Source organism: Pricia mediterranea, assembly GCF_032248455.1.
Taxonomy (GTDB): domain Bacteria; phylum Bacteroidota; class Bacteroidia; order Flavobacteriales; family Flavobacteriaceae; genus Pricia; species Pricia mediterranea.
The window spans coordinates 1,525,473-1,546,233 of sequence record NZ_JAVTTP010000001.1 but is presented as its reverse complement, the minus strand read 5'-3'; the positions used below and the strand labels follow the sequence as shown (position 1 = coordinate 1,546,233).

Here is a 20,761-nt window from a genome sequence, read left to right as displayed (position 1 = left end):
CCATAGGCATCCACGTCACATCTTTACATTGCTTGATTCATTTTCTGAGATTTAAGGCCGGGTCTGCGTAATCAAAGGATATCCAATCGGCGTGGCCCATATTGCGCAATTTTTCTTTGGGATTTTTAAAAACGAGATATAGCGTGCCTTTGTCAACTGTAGGATTTACGGGAATCTTATAATACATCGTTTTCTCCTTCCCTTTATAGGATAAACGCTGTTTGCCGATGAGCGGCCCGTCGGAGGTACCTTGCCGTATTTCCAAAGTGCCATCGAACCGGTAATCGCCGGTATAGAAGGTGGCATATTTCAAATGCCGTAGCCCTTTCAGGTCCACGTTGTCGAACCTTAAAAAGGAATTGTGTACCATGCCGCCGACGACCCTGGACCGATTTGTGCTCCATGTGTTGATGCCCTCACTGATTTCTGCGGCATCCTCAGCCTGGATCTTTAGACTGTTGAACACGAACTGTCCGTTGGCGGTTAGTTCGGAATCGGGCTGATCGGGGTTGCCCTTATCGCGATAGGAAGCCATCAAGATATAGGTGCCTTCACTTTTGGAATCCAAGTGTCGGTCGAAGGTCAGGCTGCCCTCCAACGGCAGTGATTCCGACGCTTTTCCTTCCTTGGGCTTGAGCGATAGGATGTAGTCGACGATCTGGGTAACCTCTTCCACCTTAAGCTGTGGATGGGCCGACATGGCCCTTTCGCCCCATACCCCGCCACCGCCTTTGATGATTTTGGATACCAGATAGCCGGTATCGTCCTGGCCGTATTTCTTGGCAATTTCAAGGTAACTGGGTCCGTTCACATTTTCGTCGATGGCATGGCAGGCCTTGCAGTCGGAAGCATCGATGTGTTTTTTTCCTTCGGGAACCAGGTTGCGTTGATGGCCTATCGTAGCTTTGACCTTATCTTTTCCTTCAGGAATGTAGTCAAAAGTGACCTTCACGTCCCTGGCGTCTATCGAGCCGTCCGTCGTAGTGCCATCCTGTTTGTCGTTGACCGTTATTTTGTAATCGATGGTTTTGTCGTCCCAATAGAGTGAGTCGTTTTCGGCCACTTGAACGCTCAGGGTCGGCGGGTCGTTGCCCACCATGATCTTCGTATGGGCCGTAGAAGTATTTCCTTCGGTATCGGTGACCTTTAGGCGAACATCGTAGATGCCGTTTTCCTTAAAGACGAATTCGGGATTTTTTTCGGAAGACTGCGACGTATCGTCCGTAAAGTACCATTCGTAGCTTAGGGTATCGTCATCATAGTCCAGCGATTTATCCCCCGAAAATTTAACGGCCAAGGGGGCGGCGCCCAGGGCCTGGTCGTTTTCGATAATGGCCACCGGTTTCCGGTTGCCCGGCAGATAGGCAATACTGCTCAGGCGGGCATCCAAATTCTGGGAGTTCCATTTTTGTCCGTATTCCAGTAGGTAAAGATTGCCGTCGGAACCAAAGATCATATCCATGGGATGTGAGAATTCGGTGTTTGGCATAAACGCGTCCGCCTTTACATAATTTTGATCGTTGTCCAACGTAATGATATAGATCCAATCGCGCATCCATTCGTAGAGGAAGAGTTTCCCTTCAAAATAATCGGGAAAAGGGTTTTCGGCGTCGGGATGGTCGGATGCCCGATAGACCGGACCTGCCATCGGGTTGATGCCGCCGCTGCCCATCCATGGGAATTCCTCCGAACGGTAATAGGTCATCGGGATCATCGATTTTTGGGCGGGGGGCAGTTTCTTCAGTCCCGTATTGTTGGGCGAATCGTTTACCAGATGTTCAGGATCGAATTTGCGCCATGAGGTTTCGGCGGCAAAATCGAAATCGTTATAGGCTTCGTTGTAGCCACGGGTATAGGGCCAGCCCCAAAACCCCGCTTTTCGCGCCTGGTCGTACTCGCCCATCCCGCTAGGTCCGCGATTGGGGTCCGCCTTTCCGGCATCGGGACCGATATCGCCCCAGTACAGATAGCCCGTTCGGCTATCGATGGAATGCCGGAACGGGTTCCGGTTGCCCATGACATAGATTTCGGGCCTGGTATCCGGCATCCCCTTGGGAAACAGGTTGTCTTCGGGAATGGAATAGGTGCCATCGTCTTCTGGGGTTATCCGAAGAATTTTCCCTCTCAGGTCATCGGTGTTCGCGGCCGATCGCTGGGCATCGAAGGCCTGTCTTCCTTCCCGTTCGTCGATAGGCGCAAAACCGGAAGATTCAAAAGGGTTCGTATTGTCGCCCACGGTGATGAACAGGTTGCCTTCGGGGCCGAACTCCAATGCCCCACCGCTGTGGCAACAATGCCGGTCGGTCGGTATCTCGAGCAGGACTTTTTCGGAAGCCAGGTCCAATTCTTTGTCCTTCAAGGTAAAGCGGGAAACATGCTGTTTCGATTCCTCGCCGGCTACGGAATAGAAGAGATAGATCCAGTTGTTTTCTTCATAGTCCGGGTCTACGGCCAATCCGAGCAGTCCATCTTCATTACCGTAGAAAAGCTCTAATTGTGCGATGCTTTCCGTCTGCCGGGTCTCGAAATCATAGTATTTCAAGGCGCCCCTGCGTTCTACGAACAATATGCCCTCGCCCGGCAATTCGTCGAGTTCCATAGGTTCGTTGAGGTTAAAATCCAATACTTTCTTGACAAAGCGGTCCTCGGGGGGAACGCGGTCGGATTTGGACAGGCCGTAATCCAGTTTTCCGTCCCCCATGGCATATTGGATACCACCGAATAAATGGGCCAAAAATTTGGGATCTTCGAAGGTTTCATCGGTATGTCCCATTTCGGTGTAGAACGCTCGGCCGCCGTCGTATTCGTGATACCAGGAGATAGGATGATCTTCGCCGTTCGTTCCGCCCTCGTAACTCTGTTCGTCAATGGATATCAGGACGTTGATATTGGGATTTATATTTTTAAAGTTGTACCACTCGTCGCTTTTCGTCCATGCCGCATCCATGTCCTTGGTGGAGGGATGGCCGGTGTCGACAATTTCCAGTTTGGCCTCCTGTACCTTCGGATGGCCGTCAAAGACCGCCCCGACCAGTTGGTTGTACCAGGGCCAATCGTATTCGGTATCCGTCGCCGCATGTATCCCCACAAAACCTCCGCCCGCCTGGATGTAGCGTTCGAAGTCGGCCTGTTGTACATCGTTCAGGACATCTTGGGTGGTATTCAGGAAAACGACGGCGGAGTAGTTCTGCAAGGAGTCCTCGACAAAATATCCGGCATCTTCGGTAGCGGTCACCTTAAGTCTGTTCTCCGACCCCAGCCTGTGGATGGCCGCGATGCCGGCTTCTATGGATCCGTGCCGAAAGCCCGAGGTTTTGCTGAAGACCAAGATCTGTTTTTCGGTGTTTCCGCAAGACGCTGTCAGCAAGACCAAAATGGAAATAAGGATAAATTCGGCAACCCTTGACAACGGAAAATAGGGAAGAGAAAATCTTCTGACGGGTCTTGTTTGTGAAATGTATGTATTCATTGCTCGTGGGTGAAGGTATTAATCGAGGTAAACGGAAAAATGGTTTGGTCGGTTGCTTGAATAATTTTGCTACAACTTTGGTCAAAAGTAGCTTTATGAAAAGTTCATATCAAGTGAAAACTACACAAATCATGGCATTTTTTTGGAGAGTGTAAACTGAACTCTGTCTGAAATAAATTTAATCATTAATTTTATTCAGACAGAATCATGAGAAAAGGAGAACAAACGGAATTCGAGAAAAAGGTACTTGACCAGTTCATGTCGGGCAAGAACCTTTTCGGCAAGGGCGGCGCGTTCGCCCCCATGCTGAAGAACGTCATCGAGAAAGCGCTCGAAGCGGAGATGGAAGGCCATCTCGGCGAGGCCCAGCGTAACGTTGGGAACAAACGCAACGGCAAGGGCAAAAAGACCATCAAGAGCGGCTACGGCACCTTCGATATCGAAACGCCTCAGGACAGGCAGAGCAGTTTCGAGCCGGAACTGGTAAAAAAGCGACAGACCATCCTGGCGGACAACCTGTCCGATAAGATCATCGGGCTTTATGGCCTGGGCATGAGCTATCGCGACATCTCCTCGCATATAAAGGAAATGTACGACACCGATATCTCGCACACCGTGCTGAGCCAGATAACCGACAGGATCATACCCGACGTCAAGGCATGGCAGAACCGCCCCTTGGAACCGCTCTATTGTATAGTATGGCTCGATGCCATGCACTACAAGGTGAAGGTGGACGGGAAGATAGCCCACAAGGCACTTTATAACATCTTGGGCATCAACAAGGAAGGCCGAAAGGAAATATTGGGCATGTACATCTCCGAGAGCGAAGGGGCCAACTTTTGGCTGCAGGTGCTTACCGACCTGAACAACCGCGGCCTGAAGGATATCCTGATCGCCTGTACGGACAACCTCCGGGGATTTACCGATGCGATATTGGGCGTATTCCCCAAAGCGCAGGTACAGCTCTGCATCGTGCACCAGATAAGGAACTCGCTCAAATATATCGCCTCCAAGGACCAAAAGGAATTTATGCGCGACCTGAAACTTGTGTACCGGGCGTCGAGCAAAGAGGTCGCGGAAGACGAACTCCTGAACCTCGAAGTGAAATGGGGAAGCAAATATCCCGTGGTCATCGAGAGCTGGCAACGCAACTGGGAACAGCTATCGCAGTATTTCCAGTATACCGAACCTATAAGGAAGATCATCTATACCACAAATGCGGTGGAAGGCTTCCACCGACAGGTCCGAAAGGTGACCAAGACCAAGGGCGCGTTCACGAACGACATGGCCCTTATGAAACTGATATACCTGGCCACAAAGAACATTGAAAAGAAGTGGACCAGCCCATTGCATAATTGGAGCCTGACCGTTCAACAACTTTATATTAAATTTGGGGACCGAATACAGTTCGACCTGAGAACAGGGCCCAAAGAGAACGCCGCTGCCGCGGGGGCGCATTCCAAAACCCGTCGGATAAAAGATCCGACATGTTTTGAAATGGATGAAAAGTGAACCGGACAGAGTTTAAATTACACACCCTTTTTTTGCCTCAAACTCCGATTTACTACATAAGTAGGTGCTTTATACATTGATTGGCACCGTAACATTAACATGTGCCGGACTGGTCTATTCAAACGGATCATTATTCCTTTATCTCTTGAACTAATAATTTCCTTTTTTGAAAGTCCATGGTTACGTGATGTTAGTCTCCAAGTAATCTTTCTATATTTGTCTTATCGAAGTACGAAGTTCTTTCTATTCAATTATTGGTTAAATGCGTAGTTTAGGTTTATTCTTAAAACAAGAAATTTCGTATTTGGTTTCCGCCAAAAGCAAACTTTTGCTTATCGGATTCATTAGTTTGTTCTCTTTGGTCTTTATTTTGGTTTACGATCCGTTCCGCCTAAGCGACTGGAGCAAGGACCATTATCTCAATTTTATCTTCATCGGTGCCAGCGTTTTGTTACTGAGTCAATTTGCTTTAAGACCCATTTTCGGTCTGGGCAAATTTTCGGTGTATCAATTGATTTTTTGGTGCGTGTTCGAAATTCTCCTATTGACGTGTGTCTTTTATTTGCTCTATGGCCAGGAAACCAGTACCATGGCAGATACAATTTTTGAATTTTGGGACACGCTTTTTCAAGTGGGCCTGGTCGTAATCGTTCCCTATGCCCTATTCGTTTGGTATTCGGAGATAAAATATAGGTTTTCGGAGTTTGAGCATATTCAAGCCGATAAAAACGAGCCTAGTAACCATGACCCAAATAAGTTATTGGTATTTCACGATCATAGCGGAAAGATGATTTTCGCAATCAAATTCAGCCAGTTGCTATACGTTAAATCGGCCGGCAATTATCTTGAACTGTATTATCGCAAGGAAGACGAAACGCTAATGGAACTTATTAGGGCTAGCATAAAGGAACTGGAGGATAAAATAGTAGGTACCGACGTAATTAGAATACACAGATCTTTTCTGGTTAATATGGAACGGGTTTCTTCCTTTAAAAAGACTAGAAAGGGATATGCGGTGCAAATACAATACGCTTCGGAAATGGTACCGGTATCTTCCGGTTTTAAGACTGTTTTCGAAGAAATACTGCAACAAAAAGTGTCCCATTAGTCACAGCAGGACAACTTTTCGTAACAAAATCCCCCCGAGCCAGAGACGCCATCTTAATTTTTTGTTAATTCGACTCAGAGGTGAATTTACTTGGCTTCTGAGCTTTGTTAATAAAAAAGTCTTCGGCAGTTTATGGGTGGCAAAAGCATAGTTTTAAAATCTGGATTATCGGGAATAGTCCTGATAGTCGGCCTGTTTTTTTTCTTCCCTAGAACGCCTTCAGACAGCTACGGCAAAATCCCGATCCTGAACTCACAGTGCCCGCCCGGTTTTAAGAAAAACGCTAGCAACGAGTGTATCGCCATCAATCTGTACCAACAATACGACTCGCCCCATAACAAGGGGGTGGGAGGGTTGCAGACGGCATTACCGAAAATTCGTGACGGTTTCTCGCCCCAGGAAATCGATTTGGGCCGGTATCTTTTTTTCGATCCGGTTCTTTCGGGAGATGGTAGCATATCTTGTGCTAGCTGCCACAATCCGAAGAAAGGATTTTCAGACGGGCTTCCCACCAGCATTGGCAGTAACGGGAGCAAGCTGAAGCGGGCCGCTCCATCCCTATGGAACGTGGCCTATCTGAAAAAACTGTTTTGGGACGGTAGGGCCGCTACTTTGGAAGAACAAATGCAGGGATCCCTTTTTTCCGAAGAGGAAATGAACAATACCCCAGAAAATCTTTTACGCCGCCTCAATGCCATCGATACATATACCACAATGTTCGCGGAGGCATTTCCTGATAAAAATACATCCGAAGCCATTCAACTGAACGAAATTTACACCGCTCTTGCCGCTTTTCAATCCTCTCTGATTTCACTGAACAGCAAATACGATCGGTACGCTCACGGATATCACGAGGCCCTTAGCAAAAAGGAGATCGAGGGAATGAACATCTTCCGATCTTTTGTGGCCCGTTGTGCGGAATGTCATACGCCCCCACTTTTTACGAACCAGCAGTTTGCCGTCATAGGTACCCCCGAGCCTGACGGCTTACCGTTGGATCATGGCGCCGAAGAACCTTTTAATGATAAATCATTGCGCGGGGCATTTAAGGTGCCTAGCCTCAGAAATATCGAAAAAACGGCCCCCTATATACATTCGGGCGCTTTCAAGACGCTTCGGGAAGCTGTGGAATTTTATACAAAAGGCCGTGGCCATGCGGTTCCCGATGGCGAAGACCTGATCGTTCACTGGCATATCTGGGAACCTAATCTATCGGATCATGAACTTGATCGATTAGTGGACTTTTTAAAAACCTTGACGGACGAAACCTTTACACCACAAATACCGGAAAACTTGCCCTCCGGACTTAATCCTACTATTTAAAACCAAAGTATAAAAGATGAGATCAATAGTATTTAAAATTATCGGTGCCCTTGTATTGTTGGCCATAGGCGTGTTTTTGGGAAAATCATTTTCCTCCGGCCCAGAAGAAAACACCGTGCCGATGCCATCGTCGATCGGCTATCGTATGGCGGGCAGTTCAAGCGATACCCTCGTTGCCCAGACCGTCACCTATGACGGGGAAATTATTGAGGTTAGACAGGGTGGATCTATTCAGGAGGCGGTAAAAGCGGCAAGCCCAGGGGATTTGATACGGGTCTATCCCGGTACGTATTCCGAGAATGTGTACATAGATAAGGACAATATTGGCCTACAAGGGGTGGTAATACAAGGGGAGTGGCCCACTTTGGATGGGAAAAAGAAAATAAACGATGCCTTTTTGTATTCGGGCAACGGCATTTTAATCGAAAATTTCAAAATCATCAATTATAAAGGGAATGGAATTATGGGCCAGGCCGGAAACAATTTTGTAATCCGCAATAACTGGATTATCGACACAGGGGTGTACGGCATCTTTCCGCAATATGGAAAAAACGGATTGATCGAGCATAACGTATGCAGCAAAATCGAGGATGCCGCCATCTATGTAGGTATGTGCGACAACGTCGATGTACTTCACAATGAGGTCTTCGATAACGTGGCAGGTATCGAAATCGAAAATTCCAGGCATTGTTTGGTCGAGAACAATTATACGCATAATAATACAGGCGGCATTTTGGCCTTCGTGACCCCGGGACTGCCGATAAAGACCACTTTTGACGTAATCATACGCAACAACTTCGTAGTCAACAACAACACCGCCAATTTTGGGGCGCCGGGATCGACCGTAGCAGGAATTCCCGCGGGTACGGGTATTCTTATCATGGCCGCGGACGATGTCATCGTGGAGAACAATATCATCACGGGCAACAATAATACGGGCATTACCATTGTCGATCTTGCCACGGGAGCACCCAAGGCCAACGATCCCAACTCGGAAGGCAATCCTGATCGGACCATCATACTCGACAATATCATGTTCGATAACGGCAATGAACCCACCGGGGAAATAAAGGCGATCATGCTGACCCAAATGGATACCAAAGGCCCGGATATCTTTGCCTATGGGGGCGGAACGGGAAGTAGCATTCGGGATAAAAACCGGTACCGCACCTTTGGGTTAGATGATTGGGGAGCTGCACAAATAACGGACACCAAAGACGTTCGCACCTATATGCTGCCCGAACCGGTAGCGCCGCGGTCCGTCAGTACCGAAGAACTGGGCGAGCTCACCTATTACGGCGTATGTGCCGGATGCCACGCCTTTGGCAACCGATTGATAGGGCCGCCGACGGAAATCATCCAAGCGATCCACAATGGGGACCCACAGAGCATTGTCGATTACATTACCAATCCGGAAAACCTGCGGGACGACTACCCTGAGATGCCGCCCCAGGACTATCTATCGAACGAGGCCAAAATGGCCGTTGCAGAGTATATTTTGGCCATGGAACCATAAACCTGAGCAATGGAATTGCTTATAAACTACGACCAACCATCCGACTATGAAAAATTTTATATTCCTACTGTCCGTTATGGCCTTTTCCATTTCGGGTATCGCACAGACCTCGATTTCGGGTACCGTATTGGAAAAGGAAACCGACCAGCCCCTGCCCGGTGTCAGTGTGCTCGTTAAGGGTACAACTAAAGGAACGACCACCGATTTTGATGGCAGGTACGCCCTTGACGACATTGCAAACGATGCGGTTTTGCAATTTTCCTATCTCGGGTTCAAGACCTTGGAAGTTGCTGTAACCGGTCAAAATACGATCAACGCTTCCCTGGAGACCGATGCCGAACAAATGGACGAAGTAGTCGTTACGGCATATTGAGCGCGATAAAGAATCATTGGGCTATTCCATTTCGCAGGTAGATGCGGAACAGGTCAACGTGGCCCGGGAGAACAATGTCATGAATTCCCTATCGGGAAAGGTTTCCGGCTTACAGATTACCCAATCCAATACAGGGGTTGACGGCTCAAGCCGGGTTTTGCTACGCGGAGTAACCACCATCAACGGCAACAATAGACCCTTGGTGGTCATTGATGGCATACCTATCAGTAACGATGCCGGGGGGGCGGGATCTTACAGTGGCGGTGTCGATCGTGGCGATGCCCTTTCCGATATCAATCCCGATGATGTGGCCTCGATAAGCGTACTGAAAGGGGCGGGGACATCCGCGGCCTATGGCTCTTTGGGAATCAACGGCGTTATTTTGATCACTACAAAATCCGGTTCCAAAATGCCGGGCATCGGAGTTTCCCTGAATTCTTCCTTTACGTTTACCGATATCGCCCTGACCCCTGATTTCCAAAATCAATACGGAGTTGGGTTTTTCAATGATTTTCCTCCCATTAATGCGGATGGAAGACCTGTGCTCGACTATCCCCTTTCGTGGAGCTGGGGGCCGAAGATGGAAGGACAGTCCTATACCAATTGGTTGGGTAGAACGGATAGCTATTCCCCACAGGGAAATCCGTATAAGGACTTTTACCAGACCGGCTTCGCCATCGCAAACACGATAGCCTTTGAGGGCCGGTCCGACAAGGGTTCCTTTCGAATGTCGATCACCGATGAGGATGTTCAGGGCATCGTCAGCAATAATACCTTGGCCAAACAGACCTTTAATCTGCGGGGCAGTTCATCACTGACCGATAATTTTAGCATAGACGGCAAAATGACGTACCTGACCTCAAAGGTGAAGAACCGGCCCGATCTGGCCGAAGGGGGCGGAAACACCGCTCTGCAACTGGCCCTGATGCCTAGGGATATTACTTTGGAAGATGTGCGCAACAACACCGTAAATGCCGATGGCGAAGAGATCAAGTGGAATTTGGACAATACTTTTAATAATCCCTATTGGGCCCTGGAGAATATCAAGAACACCGATGAAAAGGATCGTTTTCAAGGATTTCTTGGCATCAAATGGGATATCGGCGAACATTTCGATATTACTGCCAAATCGGGGATGGACTATATCGTCTTCGACTATACCGGCCATGCCGCCCGGGGCGCACAGGCCGAGAGCAACGGTCTGGGCAACTATAGCCACGATAGCGGTAAGAGCAGGATCTGGAACTCCGATGTGTTGGCTACTTATACCACCGATATCGGCCGTTTGAAAGTCACCGGAAGTCTCGGTGCCAACTATCGCGATGAATTTGGCAGCAACAAAAGAATCAACGGTTTTGATAGCAAGGTCAGGGACTTTTACAACATCAGTAACTACAAAAATTCGTTCAGCAGCGAAAGTGTCACGAGAAAGGGCATCACATCCTATTATCTCCTCGGCCAGTTCAGTTACGGCGGGTACGTATATTTCGATGCTTCCCTACGGAACGATAATTCCTCCGCCCTTCCAAAGGACAATAACTCGTATTGGTACCATTCCGAAAATATGAGCTTTTTGTTTACCAAGGCGTTGGGTCTGGGCAACCAATACATCAGCAAAGGCAAATTGAGGGGTTCTTTTGCCAAAGTAGGAAATGACACAAGTCCCTATCGCACACAGGCTATCTATAACGTCGATCAAACGGTAACCTTGCCCTATACGGTCGGTTCGATACCGGGCAGCCTCCCCTCTTTCGACCTACGGCCCGAAACTTCCGAATCTTGGGAAGTAGGCGTGGACCTTGGTTTTTTTGAAAACCGGCTGCTCCTTGATTTAACCTATTACGAAACCGATACCAAAGACCAGATTCAGGCGGTTCCCATTTCGGGGTCTTCAGGTTTTGGGAGCGTAGTGGTCAATGCGGGAAACATTACCAACAAAGGCTATGAATTCCAGTTGAACGCCGTTCCGTTTGAATCCGAGAGCTTTGGCTGGAATCTGGGCCTGAACTTTACCAAGAGCAACTCGAAGGTCGAATCCCTGAACGAAGGTCTGACGAGCATCGAATTGAACCGGCTCTGGTCGGTTTCGGTAGAGGCACGGCCGGGGGAAGAATTCGGCGGTATTTATGGCAATGATTTTTTAAGGGATAATTTTGGACGGAAACTGATTACCGATGACGGACTGGCCCAGCGAGGCGAGCGTATAAAACTCGGAAGCATCAATCCCGACTGGTACGGGGGCATCAGCAATACCTTACGCTATAAAAACCTGTCATTGAATACTTTGATCAGCGTACAGCAGGGCGGAGAATTCTATTCCTACGGCAGGGCCTATCGTATGTTCTTCGGAACGGATGCCCGTACCCTGCCCGGACGGGAAACGGGAATCGTAGAGGAAGGCATCAACGAAAATACCGGATTCGACAACGAGGTGGCGGCACCTGCATTTCTGAAACACTTTACCGACATCTTTAGCAACGAGGTCGCCGTGGACCAAGTTCTCGATGCCAGTAACGTAAAGTTGCGTGAAGTAGCCTTGACCTACAATTTCCCTCAAAAAATGCTAAGGGATACCTTTATACAGTCCGGCAGTCTATCGGCCATAGGGCGTAACCTATTCTTTCTTTACAATGCTGCCGGCGACATCGACCCCGAGGCCGGCTTTAGCAGTGGTCCGACGTCAACGGCTCTGGAACATTCCTCTTTGCCCTCGACCCGAAGTTACGGACTCAATCTGAAACTCAACTTTTAATACAAGACCATGAACAATACATATAGAATATTACGTAGAATTACGGTAGTTGTGGTCATGGTAGCGGTACTGTTATCCTGCGAAAAACGGATCGATGACCTTTATGGCAACCCCAACGCGGTAACCGTTATCGACGATGCCGCTCTGTTCACCAAAGCGGTACGAAGTCTTTTTTTGGAAACCACGGGTCAGTCCGCCTCGCGGTTTTCGGGCCATTATGGCCATTACTTTGTGGCCGGAAGTACGGCCCGTATCCCCGACCAGTATGGCGATGGTTTTGACCAGAACTACGATCAAATGTTCGATGATCTGTACGGGGGAACGATAAGGCACATCGAAGAAGTGCTCGAGATCACTTCAACAGGGGAGACCCAGAATGCCGTTCGTCATGCCATGGCCGATGTGATTGCGGTACTGGGCTACGCTAAAATTACCGACGCCTACGGAAGCGTTCCCTACACCCAAGGGGGGAAAGGTAAAACGGAAAATATCCTGCAGCCAGCTTATGATTCGCAGGAAAATATTTATGGGGATCTAATAGCCCGGCTTTCATCGAGTATTTCCGTATTGGATAATGCGGATCCCGCTATGGGCTACCCGGGCTCAGATCCGATTTTTGACAACGATCTTGGAAAATGGGTACGTTTTGCGAACAGTGTCCGGCTTCGATTGGGCATGCGGCTGCGATTTGCCGATAACGACTTGTCAAAGGCTACGGTCGATCAATGCTTATCCGCCCCCTTGATGGAAACGACCGGACACGACGCGTCCATCATAGAGACCGAGGGCACGGGCAATCCATGGTTCACTAACCGTACAGGGTTTCCATCGATCAAAATGTCGGTTCGGCTGATCGATCAGTTGCAGGGAACTGCGGATCCGCGTCTGCCGGTATTTGTAAGTCGCGATGGGAACGGCCAATACTCGGGAATGGTCAACGGATTGGACGATACCGCTTTCGGAAATTCCGATTTTGCGACTAAATCCGATATCGGAATTCCCCTTTCTTCCCCCAACAGCAAAATCTATATGATCACCGCGGCCGAAACATGGCTGCTGCGGGCAGAGGCCGCCTTGGCTTACGACAACGACCCGGTAGTGGCCAACGAACTTTACCGGAAGGGTATCGAAACCGCGCTGCTGCAATGGGAAATCGACCCTATCGAAATCGATGCCTTTTTGGCCGCTCCGATCGCCACGCTCAGCGGTACCAATGACGAGGAACAAATAGGCATCCAAATGTGGTTGGCGCTGGTTCCGAATTATTTTGAGGGCTGGTCACAAATTCGGCGTACCGGCTACCCGGTGGTTCCGCAAAGAACCGCTGAGAATCTGTCCCAGGGAGTAACCAACGGTTTTTTACCTACGCGATTTTTGTACTCCTCGTTCGAGTTAAGTACCAATAAAGCCCATGTTTCGGAGGCCATAGCCAATCAGGGTCCCAATACAATAGACACTCCTATTTGGTGGGACGCAAAATAGAGAAGAAAACCAATCCTATGAAAACGACGGAAATGAATTTAAAACGAATGTTCGCTCTGTTGATTCTCGCCTTTGTGGTGGCGAATTGTAGCGATGACGAAGAACCCCCAATGGCTCTCGCCGATTTTCAGTTTCTGGTCGACGGCACCCAGGTAAGCTTTAACGGCACCGTAGCCAATGCCGATACCGTGAGCTGGGATTTTGGGGACGGCAATACCAGTTCCGAGGAAGATCCCGTGTACGCCTATGCAAGTCCCGGTACCTTCACCGTAGTCATGACCGTGAGCGGAAATAACGGTACTTTTTCGGAAACCAAGCAAGTCACCATTCAACCTTCGCTGGAGCTATTACTTACCGGCGGCCCGGCCCAACCCGATGGAAAATCATGGCGTTTGAAAAAGACCTTTACTGCAGGCAAGGAAGGGGCGGGACCCGTTGATGACGGGCTGGGCGCATCCTACGAAGATACGTTCACCTTTGTCCATGACGGGCGGTATATTGTTGACAACAAGGACGGTCAAAGCCTTATGGGTTTGGTCTATGCCAGTGTCGTCCATGGTCCGAACATTACGGCAGTCTCCGCCGATCCCAACAACGTTCCCTTGGCCAATGTGGTGTACACCCCTGCTACGGACGCAACTTGGGAAGTGCTAGAGGGCGGTTTTACGGTCGATGCGGCCACGGGACCAGTAGCGTTTAAGGACAAGACCCAATTGATTTTGGGCGAATACTTAGGGTTTAAGGATGCCAGCCTAGTGGTGATCTTAAAGGAAATTACGGAAACAACGATGAACGTGGCTTTGGGCATCCATACCGAGCCATCGGTATTCGAGAAGCCTACCTTATTGTTTCATCTATCGTTGGAGGCCTTATAAGCACCACACGAAATAATCACCACACGAATTTTCGGCAGATTTGATATCCAGTACGGAGAATTTATACCTTTACCCATGGAGCAATTAAAGATACAGCGCGATTTCTTTCGGACGCATCGCACAAAGGATGTCGGATTCAGAAAAAAGGCTTTAAGGCGTCTTCAACAGGAAATTATAGCCAGGGAGGATGCTATCTGCGATGCCATCTACGCCGATTTTAAAAAGCCCAGGTTCGAAACTTTGGCCGCGGAGACCCAATTTGTGTTGGCGGATCTCAAGCATACCTTGAAAAAAATGGCGTCTTGGGCGCGACCGGAAAAAGTAGGGTCGAGCTGGATGAACTGGCCGTCTTCCGATTACATCTATAAAGAGCCGTATGGCAATGTGCTTATCATCGCCCCCTGGAACTATCCGTTCCAATTGGCGATCGCGCCCTTGATCGGCGCCTTGGCGGCTGGAAATACCGCGGTGATCAAACCCTCGGAGGTTACGCCGCATACCGCCGCAATCGTTTCCGAGATCATCAAGGCCGCGTTCAAACCGGAATATGTTACGGTAGTCGAGGGCGGGGTGGAAACCTCACAACGGGTATTGGCCGAAAAATGGGACTATATCTTCTTTACCGGAAGCACCCGTGTGGGACAGATCGTTTATGAAAGCGCGGCCAAACACCTGACACCCGTTACGTTGGAATTGGGGGGCAAAAACCCTACGATCGTAGACGGAACCGCAGCCATCGCAACCGCCGCCAAGCGTATCGCTTGGGGAAAATTTTTAAATGCGGGACAAACCTGTATCGCAACCGATTACGTATTGGTAGATAGCTCCGTGAAGCAGAAGCTGGTAGAGGAGCTTAAAAAAAGCATAACGGACTTCTATGGAGAAAACATAGAAAATTCCCCGGATTACGCCCGCACGGTCAGTGAAAAACATTACTCCGGACTAAAGGATATGCTCAAGGGGGAAGAGATACTGTTCGGTGGGAATACCAACGATTCGGACAATTATCTTTCGCCCACATTGGTCAACGAACCAAAACTGGGCAGCAAATTGATGGAAGGGGAAATCTTTGGTCCGATACTTCCTATCATTTCCTATGAAAATGAGGCCGATATCGACAGGCATATAGCCAAATACGGGAAACCATTGGCCACCTACGTATTCTCGAACCGTAAGTCCTTCCAAAAGAAGATTATCGACACCTATAGTTTTGGCGGCGGTGCCATTAACGATACGGTCATTCAGATTACCAACAAGCGATTGCCCTTTGGGGGTGTGGGCGCCAGCGGTATCGGAGCCTATCACGGGCGGACTTCGTTCGACCTATTTTCCCATCAAAAGTCGATTATCAAAAAGGCGAATTGGTTGGATATTCCCTTGCGGTACCCCCCCTATACCATGCCCTTGAAATTTGTCAAAAAAGTGAAACATCTTTTTTAGCTGCAGGCGACCGGATAAAAGGTTCGAGACCGTACCGATGAAAATTAGTGGGATGGTGTCAAAAGGTGAGGGGAGGCATTATGCGAACTTAATGGTACAATCGATTCAAATCGTTACGCTATCGTTACATTATGGTGCAATGGCTACATTATAGGGCAAATTATTTATTTTTGATCATAGACGCTGATAGCAAGCTTTCCCCAACTAAACTACGGAACCATGATAAGGTCGAAGATCAACTTGAGAGGAATACCGGTGTGGGGCCTACTGCTATGTATTATAGCAGTTTTAGGCTGTAAAGAAAAAGGGCCGGCTTCCCAAAAGAAGAGGCCGAACGTGGTCTTCATCCTGGCCGATGACCTGGGGCTGCACGACCTTAGCGTCACCGGAAGCGACTATTATGAGACTCCTCATATCGATAGAATTGCAAACGAAGGCACCATGTTCACCCAAGGCTATGCCGCCAGCAGGGTATGCAGTCCCTCACGAGCGAGTATCATGCTCGGGCAGTTTACGGCACGGCACGGCATTACCGATTGGATAGGGGCGGCCTCGGGAACGGATTGGCGCAACCACGGTCGGAACGATAAATTGCTTCCGGCGGGGTATGTTCACCAATTGCCCTCCCGGGATACCACCTTGGCCGAGACCATGCGGGCCAACGGGTACCGTACCTTTTTTGCCGGGAAGTGGCACTTGGGCAAGGAGGGCTCCTGGCCCGGAGATCACGGCTTCGATATCAACAAGGGCGGTTGGGACGTTGGGAGTCCAATAGGAGGTTACTTCTCGCCATGGGAGAACCCGAACCTGAACAACAGGAAAAAGGGGGAGAACCTCTCGATGCGGCTTGCCCGGGAGACCGTGGATTTTATCGAAAAGAACAAGGACAGTACCTTTTTCGCCTATCTTTCGTTCTATGCGGTACACGGCCCGATCCAAACGACCGAAAAAAAGTGGGGTCATTACCGGGACAAGGCCGAAGAGATGGGTATCAAGGACCATGGTTTTGAAATGGAACGCGTATTGCCGATTCGAGTCGTACAGGACAATCCTATTTACGCCGGACTTGTAGAACAAATGGACGATGCGGTCGGGCTCGTCCTTGACGGCCTTAAGGAACAGGGGCTGGACGAAAACACTATTGTAATATTCACTTCCGACAATGGCGGGGTAGCTTCCGGGGATGCTTTTTCGACGACCAACCTTCCCCTTCGTGGCGGCAAGGGCTACCAATGGGAAGGCGGCATCCGGGAGCCATACTTTATCAAAGTGCCAGGTTTGAAGAACGGGGCCTCGATAGACTATCCCGTGACCGGGGCCGATCTTTATCCCACAGTGCTCGATTTGACCGATATCCCGCTAAAACCCGAACAACATGTCGATGGCGTAAGCCTTAAACCACTTTTCGAAGGAGAAGGTTTGGAAAACAGGGCTCTGTTTTGGCACTATCCACATTACGGCAACCAAGGAGGAAATCCCTCGTCCATAATTCGGGAAGGCAAGTGGAAATTGATCCATTATTATGAAGGCGATAAGAGGGAGCTCTATAATTTGGAAGTCGATCCCAAGGAAGAAAAGGATATATCCGACGCTAATCCGGCCGTAACCGAGCGGTTGGGTGATAAATTGCAGGCTTTTCTTCAAGAGAACAACGCCCGTTTTCCGCGGAAAGAAACCAAGTATGATCCCGAGCTGGCAAAAAGGCTGCATCGAGAGAAAATCGAAATTCTCATGCCCAGGCTCGAAGCTGAACGATTGAAATTTTTGTCCGAGGATTTTCAGCCGAACGATACTTGGTGGGACAGTAAAACCACCTCGGATTGATTTAAATAGTACGCTTCAAAAGCGTCATACCGAAGACTGTTCGTCCTGATGCGATTTTAAATGCTTCTGCTTTGGTGCTCGCTTTACAATTGACAATAGGTTGGCACAAAATTCGTTTATTTGCAATCCGAATGACAACAAGATTGTTGATATGGTCTTGCCCAATTCAAAGTGAGACAAGTCTTCAAGTAAGTTAAAAACCAAAAAATTTTACATGACCAAACGACCCGTTTTTTTTGTGATACTGTTTCTAGTGATAGCAAGCTGTCAAGATAAGAATGAGAAATGTGTACCAAGTGCCGACGTTGTTGAATATCCAACGGATTCTGTGATCAACGCACTTAATTGGCCCAAGGATTTGGAGATAGAGGGTTTTTCCGGTCCTAAACTTACCCCTAGCCCAGCCTGTATGGGAGTGGCTGCTTCAGGCGAGGTTTTTGTCGGCGTGGATATGATGGGCTCTCTCGGAAAAGAGATGGGAAAGGGATCGATAAAACGTTTGGTCGATTGTAACCACGATGGCATCATGGATTATCACACCGAGTTTGCACAGTTGGATAACCCAAGGGGGATTTTACCAATTGGTGACCAAGTATTTGTACTTCACACCACCTTTTCGGACGATACCAAAAAAGCGGATAACATGGACCTTGTGGTTTTTGACGATAAAGATAAGGACGGCATTGCCGATGGCCCACCCAAAGTGCTGATCAAGGACATGAGTAATCCGAAGTACTTGCGGGAACGGGGAACAGACCATGCCACCAATGGCATACAAATGGGTATAGATGGTTGGATTTACATCGCCGTGGGCGATTTCGGTTTTCACAACGCAACAGACAGAGAGGGTACCAAAATGACCCAATTGGGCGGCGGCATTGTGAGAATACGTCCCGATGGCACCCAAATGGAAGTTTATACCCATGGGCTGCGAAATATCTACGATGTGGCCATTGATCCTTTCATGAATGTATTTACCCGAGGCAACACCAACGATGGCGGGGGATGGAATGTAAGGTTCGCTCACCAAATACAATCCGCGGAATACGGTTATCCGGTGCTTTTTAAACATTTTACCGAAGAAATCTTACCGGCGTTGGTCGATGTGGGGGGCGGTTCGGGGACCGGGGCACTTTTTATGAACGATGAACGATGGCCTGAAAAATACAATAATGTTCCCATGATGGCCGACTGGGGAAGGAACCAGTTATACATTCATAGGGTCACGAATGACGGTCCGAGCTTCACACAGCAGGAAGAACAGTTTATTCAATTGCCACAAATCACGGATGTAGATATGGATGCTTCGGGTACAATGTATCTATCCGCTTGGGACGGTGCCGGTTATTCAGGAAACCCTGATAAAGGCTACGTGGTTCGGGTTACCCCTAAGGAATTTAAGTACGAGCCTTTCGTCGATATAAAAGATGTATCCATCGACGATTTGATCGATTTATTGAAAGCTCAAAATGCAAAGTCGCGGTTGAGTGCCCAGTATGAGTTGTTGCAACGACAAGAAGTCAAATCGGTCCCTGGGGTATTGGAACTGGCAAAAGATAAAAATCAGCCCTTGGAAGTACGGGCGGCGGCAATTTTCACCTACGCCCAGCTTGCCGGTGCCACGGGTATTCCGGAGTTGGTGGCGCTGTCAAAGGATACCGCGGTGCAAAGATTTACGTTAAGGGCCTTGGCCGATCGAAAGGAGATTGTTGAAAAAGCGCCCATCCAACCTTTTTTAAAAGGCTTGAAATCTAAATCTCAAGAGGTAAAGGCAGCTGCTATTATCGGTCTGGGCCGCCTAGGGAATCCTGTTGCAGCCCAACAACTATTGAAGATAAACGTGCCGAGTTCATTTACCGCCCCAAAAATAAATACCGAAGGCCCACATGCTACACCGAATGCCGAAATCATTCTGCCACATTTGGCCGTAAAGGCATTGGTAGAATTGAATGCGGTCGATGCTTGTATTGCCGCTCTTGGATCCGCTGATGAGGACCTAGCCCTATGGGCCATGCGCTATATGCATGATTCCAAGGTGGTGAAAGCGCTTATTGAAGCGTATAACCGTTCCACTGACGACGCTTTCAAGAAAAAGGCAATGAACACCTTGGCCAGGATTTATTATAAAGAAGCGCCTTATGATACTTCTTGGTGGTGGAGCACCAGGCCCGATACGCATGGGCCGTACTACAAAACCGTAGAATGGGAACAGTCCCTTGTTATCCGGTCGTTTTTAGTAGATCAATTTAAGGCAACGGGTAAAAGCGACAACCAGTTTTTTACGGAACTCAACAGTAAATATCGATTGGGGATCGATGCTTTTGGGGAATTGGAATTTGATCAACCGAAAGAAGATATGCCAGTGGTCGACTTCAATAAGATTAAAAATGAAAAGGGACAGATCGGGGAGGCTTCCATAGAAGATGTAATGCTAGCTTTAGGCGAGATTGAAGGGAATCCTGAAAAAGGGGCGGACCTCTTTAATTCCCAAGGTTGCGTTGCTTGTCACAGCATCACTGAAGAACAGGTCATGAAAGGTCCCTTTATGGGGCAAATAGGCTCTATTATGAACCGGGAGCAGATTGCGGAGTCTATCCTAAAACCGAATGCCTCTATTTCACAAGGATTTTCCACTGTGCAAATCAGCACCACGGGAGGTGATAATTACGTAGGCTTCGTTACGGCAGAATCCGCCGATAGACTGACCCTTCGTAATATTGTGGGGGATGCAACCGAGCTCGAAAAGGCGAACATTGCCGAACGACAGGAATTGGAAACGTCGATGATGCCTGCCGGTTTGGTAAATTCACTGAGCTTTGAGGAAATGGCGTCGTTAGTGGCCTTTTTGTCGCAGCAAAAATAGATTTTACAAAACCTCAGATTTATCAAGCCATCGCTTATTTAAATTTTCCCTGTGTTGCTCTTCTATAATGTTTCCGAAGGGGTATCTTTATTTGACAGTTTGTTGGACCTATGTTGTACCACTTTTTTGAAAATCATGGCCTCCGATGTAATCAGCGAATCCTTGGAAGACAAGAATTTGGAAGTCACCCCAGGCTTATCGCAAAGAATTGGATAGTTCTATTA

The 20,761-nt window shown here is 48.6% G+C and carries 11 protein-coding genes and 1 pseudogene; 11 read left to right on the top strand and 1 reads right to left on the bottom strand.

The features are described from left to right. Positions 1-37: 37 nt before the first annotated feature. On the bottom strand, positions 38-3,469 hold the full coding sequence (locus RQM65_RS06475) for a ThuA domain-containing protein (protein WP_314013545.1): 3,432 nt from the start codon (positions 3,467-3,469) through the stop codon (positions 38-40). 207 nt (positions 3,470-3,676) lie between these two features. Here RQM65_RS06475 and RQM65_RS06470 point away from each other — a divergent pair. From RQM65_RS06470 to RQM65_RS06420, 11 genes and pseudogenes are all read left to right on the top strand, one after another. Further along, positions 3,677-4,873: pseudogene (locus RQM65_RS06470) on the top strand (IS256 family transposase); the annotation flags it as partial. Positions 4,874-5,570: 697 nt separating this feature from the next. Next, entirely contained in the window at positions 5,571-6,089 is a 519-nt protein-coding gene (locus RQM65_RS06465; RefSeq protein ID WP_314013544.1) for a LytTR family DNA-binding domain-containing protein, read from the top strand. 132 nt (positions 6,090-6,221) lie between these two features. Continuing rightward, positions 6,222-7,412, top strand: coding sequence for a cytochrome-c peroxidase (locus RQM65_RS06460; RefSeq protein ID WP_314013543.1), 1,191 nt, complete (start codon positions 6,222-6,224; stop codon positions 7,410-7,412). Between the two features lie 16 nt (positions 7,413-7,428). Further along, positions 7,429-8,928: a parallel beta-helix domain-containing protein gene (locus tag RQM65_RS06455; RefSeq protein ID WP_314013542.1), complete on the top strand. Its 1,500-nt coding sequence runs from the start codon at positions 7,429-7,431 to the stop codon at positions 8,926-8,928. A gap of 46 nt (positions 8,929-8,974) precedes the next feature. Then, positions 8,975-9,301, top strand: a complete 327-nt coding sequence (locus tag RQM65_RS06450; RefSeq protein WP_314013541.1) for a carboxypeptidase-like regulatory domain-containing protein — start codon at positions 8,975-8,977, stop codon at positions 9,299-9,301. After that, complete coding sequence (locus RQM65_RS06445; protein ID WP_314016795.1) at positions 9,297-12,053, top strand: SusC/RagA family TonB-linked outer membrane protein; 2,757 nt, start codon at positions 9,297-9,299, stop codon at positions 12,051-12,053. The genes RQM65_RS06450 and RQM65_RS06445 overlap by 5 nt, the downstream gene beginning before the upstream one ends. 9 nt (positions 12,054-12,062) lie before the next feature. Then, positions 12,063-13,535: a SusD/RagB family nutrient-binding outer membrane lipoprotein gene (locus RQM65_RS06440; RefSeq protein ID WP_314013540.1), complete on the top strand. Its 1,473-nt coding sequence runs from the start codon at positions 12,063-12,065 to the stop codon at positions 13,533-13,535. A gap of 17 nt (positions 13,536-13,552) precedes the next feature. After that, positions 13,553-14,410 (top strand): PKD domain-containing protein, encoded by an 858-nt coding sequence (locus RQM65_RS06435; protein WP_314013538.1) that lies wholly within the window; start codon positions 13,553-13,555, stop codon positions 14,408-14,410. Between the two features lie 75 nt (positions 14,411-14,485). Further along, positions 14,486-15,850 (top strand): aldehyde dehydrogenase, encoded by a 1,365-nt coding sequence (locus RQM65_RS06430; RefSeq protein ID WP_314013536.1) that lies wholly within the window; start codon positions 14,486-14,488, stop codon positions 15,848-15,850. 219 nt (positions 15,851-16,069) lie between these two features. Beyond that, entirely contained in the window at positions 16,070-17,674 is a 1,605-nt protein-coding gene (locus RQM65_RS06425; RefSeq protein ID WP_314013534.1) for a sulfatase, read from the top strand. A gap of 214 nt (positions 17,675-17,888) precedes the next feature. Continuing rightward, positions 17,889-20,537: a DUF7133 domain-containing protein gene (locus RQM65_RS06420; RefSeq protein ID WP_314013533.1), complete on the top strand. Its 2,649-nt coding sequence runs from the start codon at positions 17,889-17,891 to the stop codon at positions 20,535-20,537. The last annotated feature ends 224 nt before the right edge of the window (positions 20,538-20,761 follow it).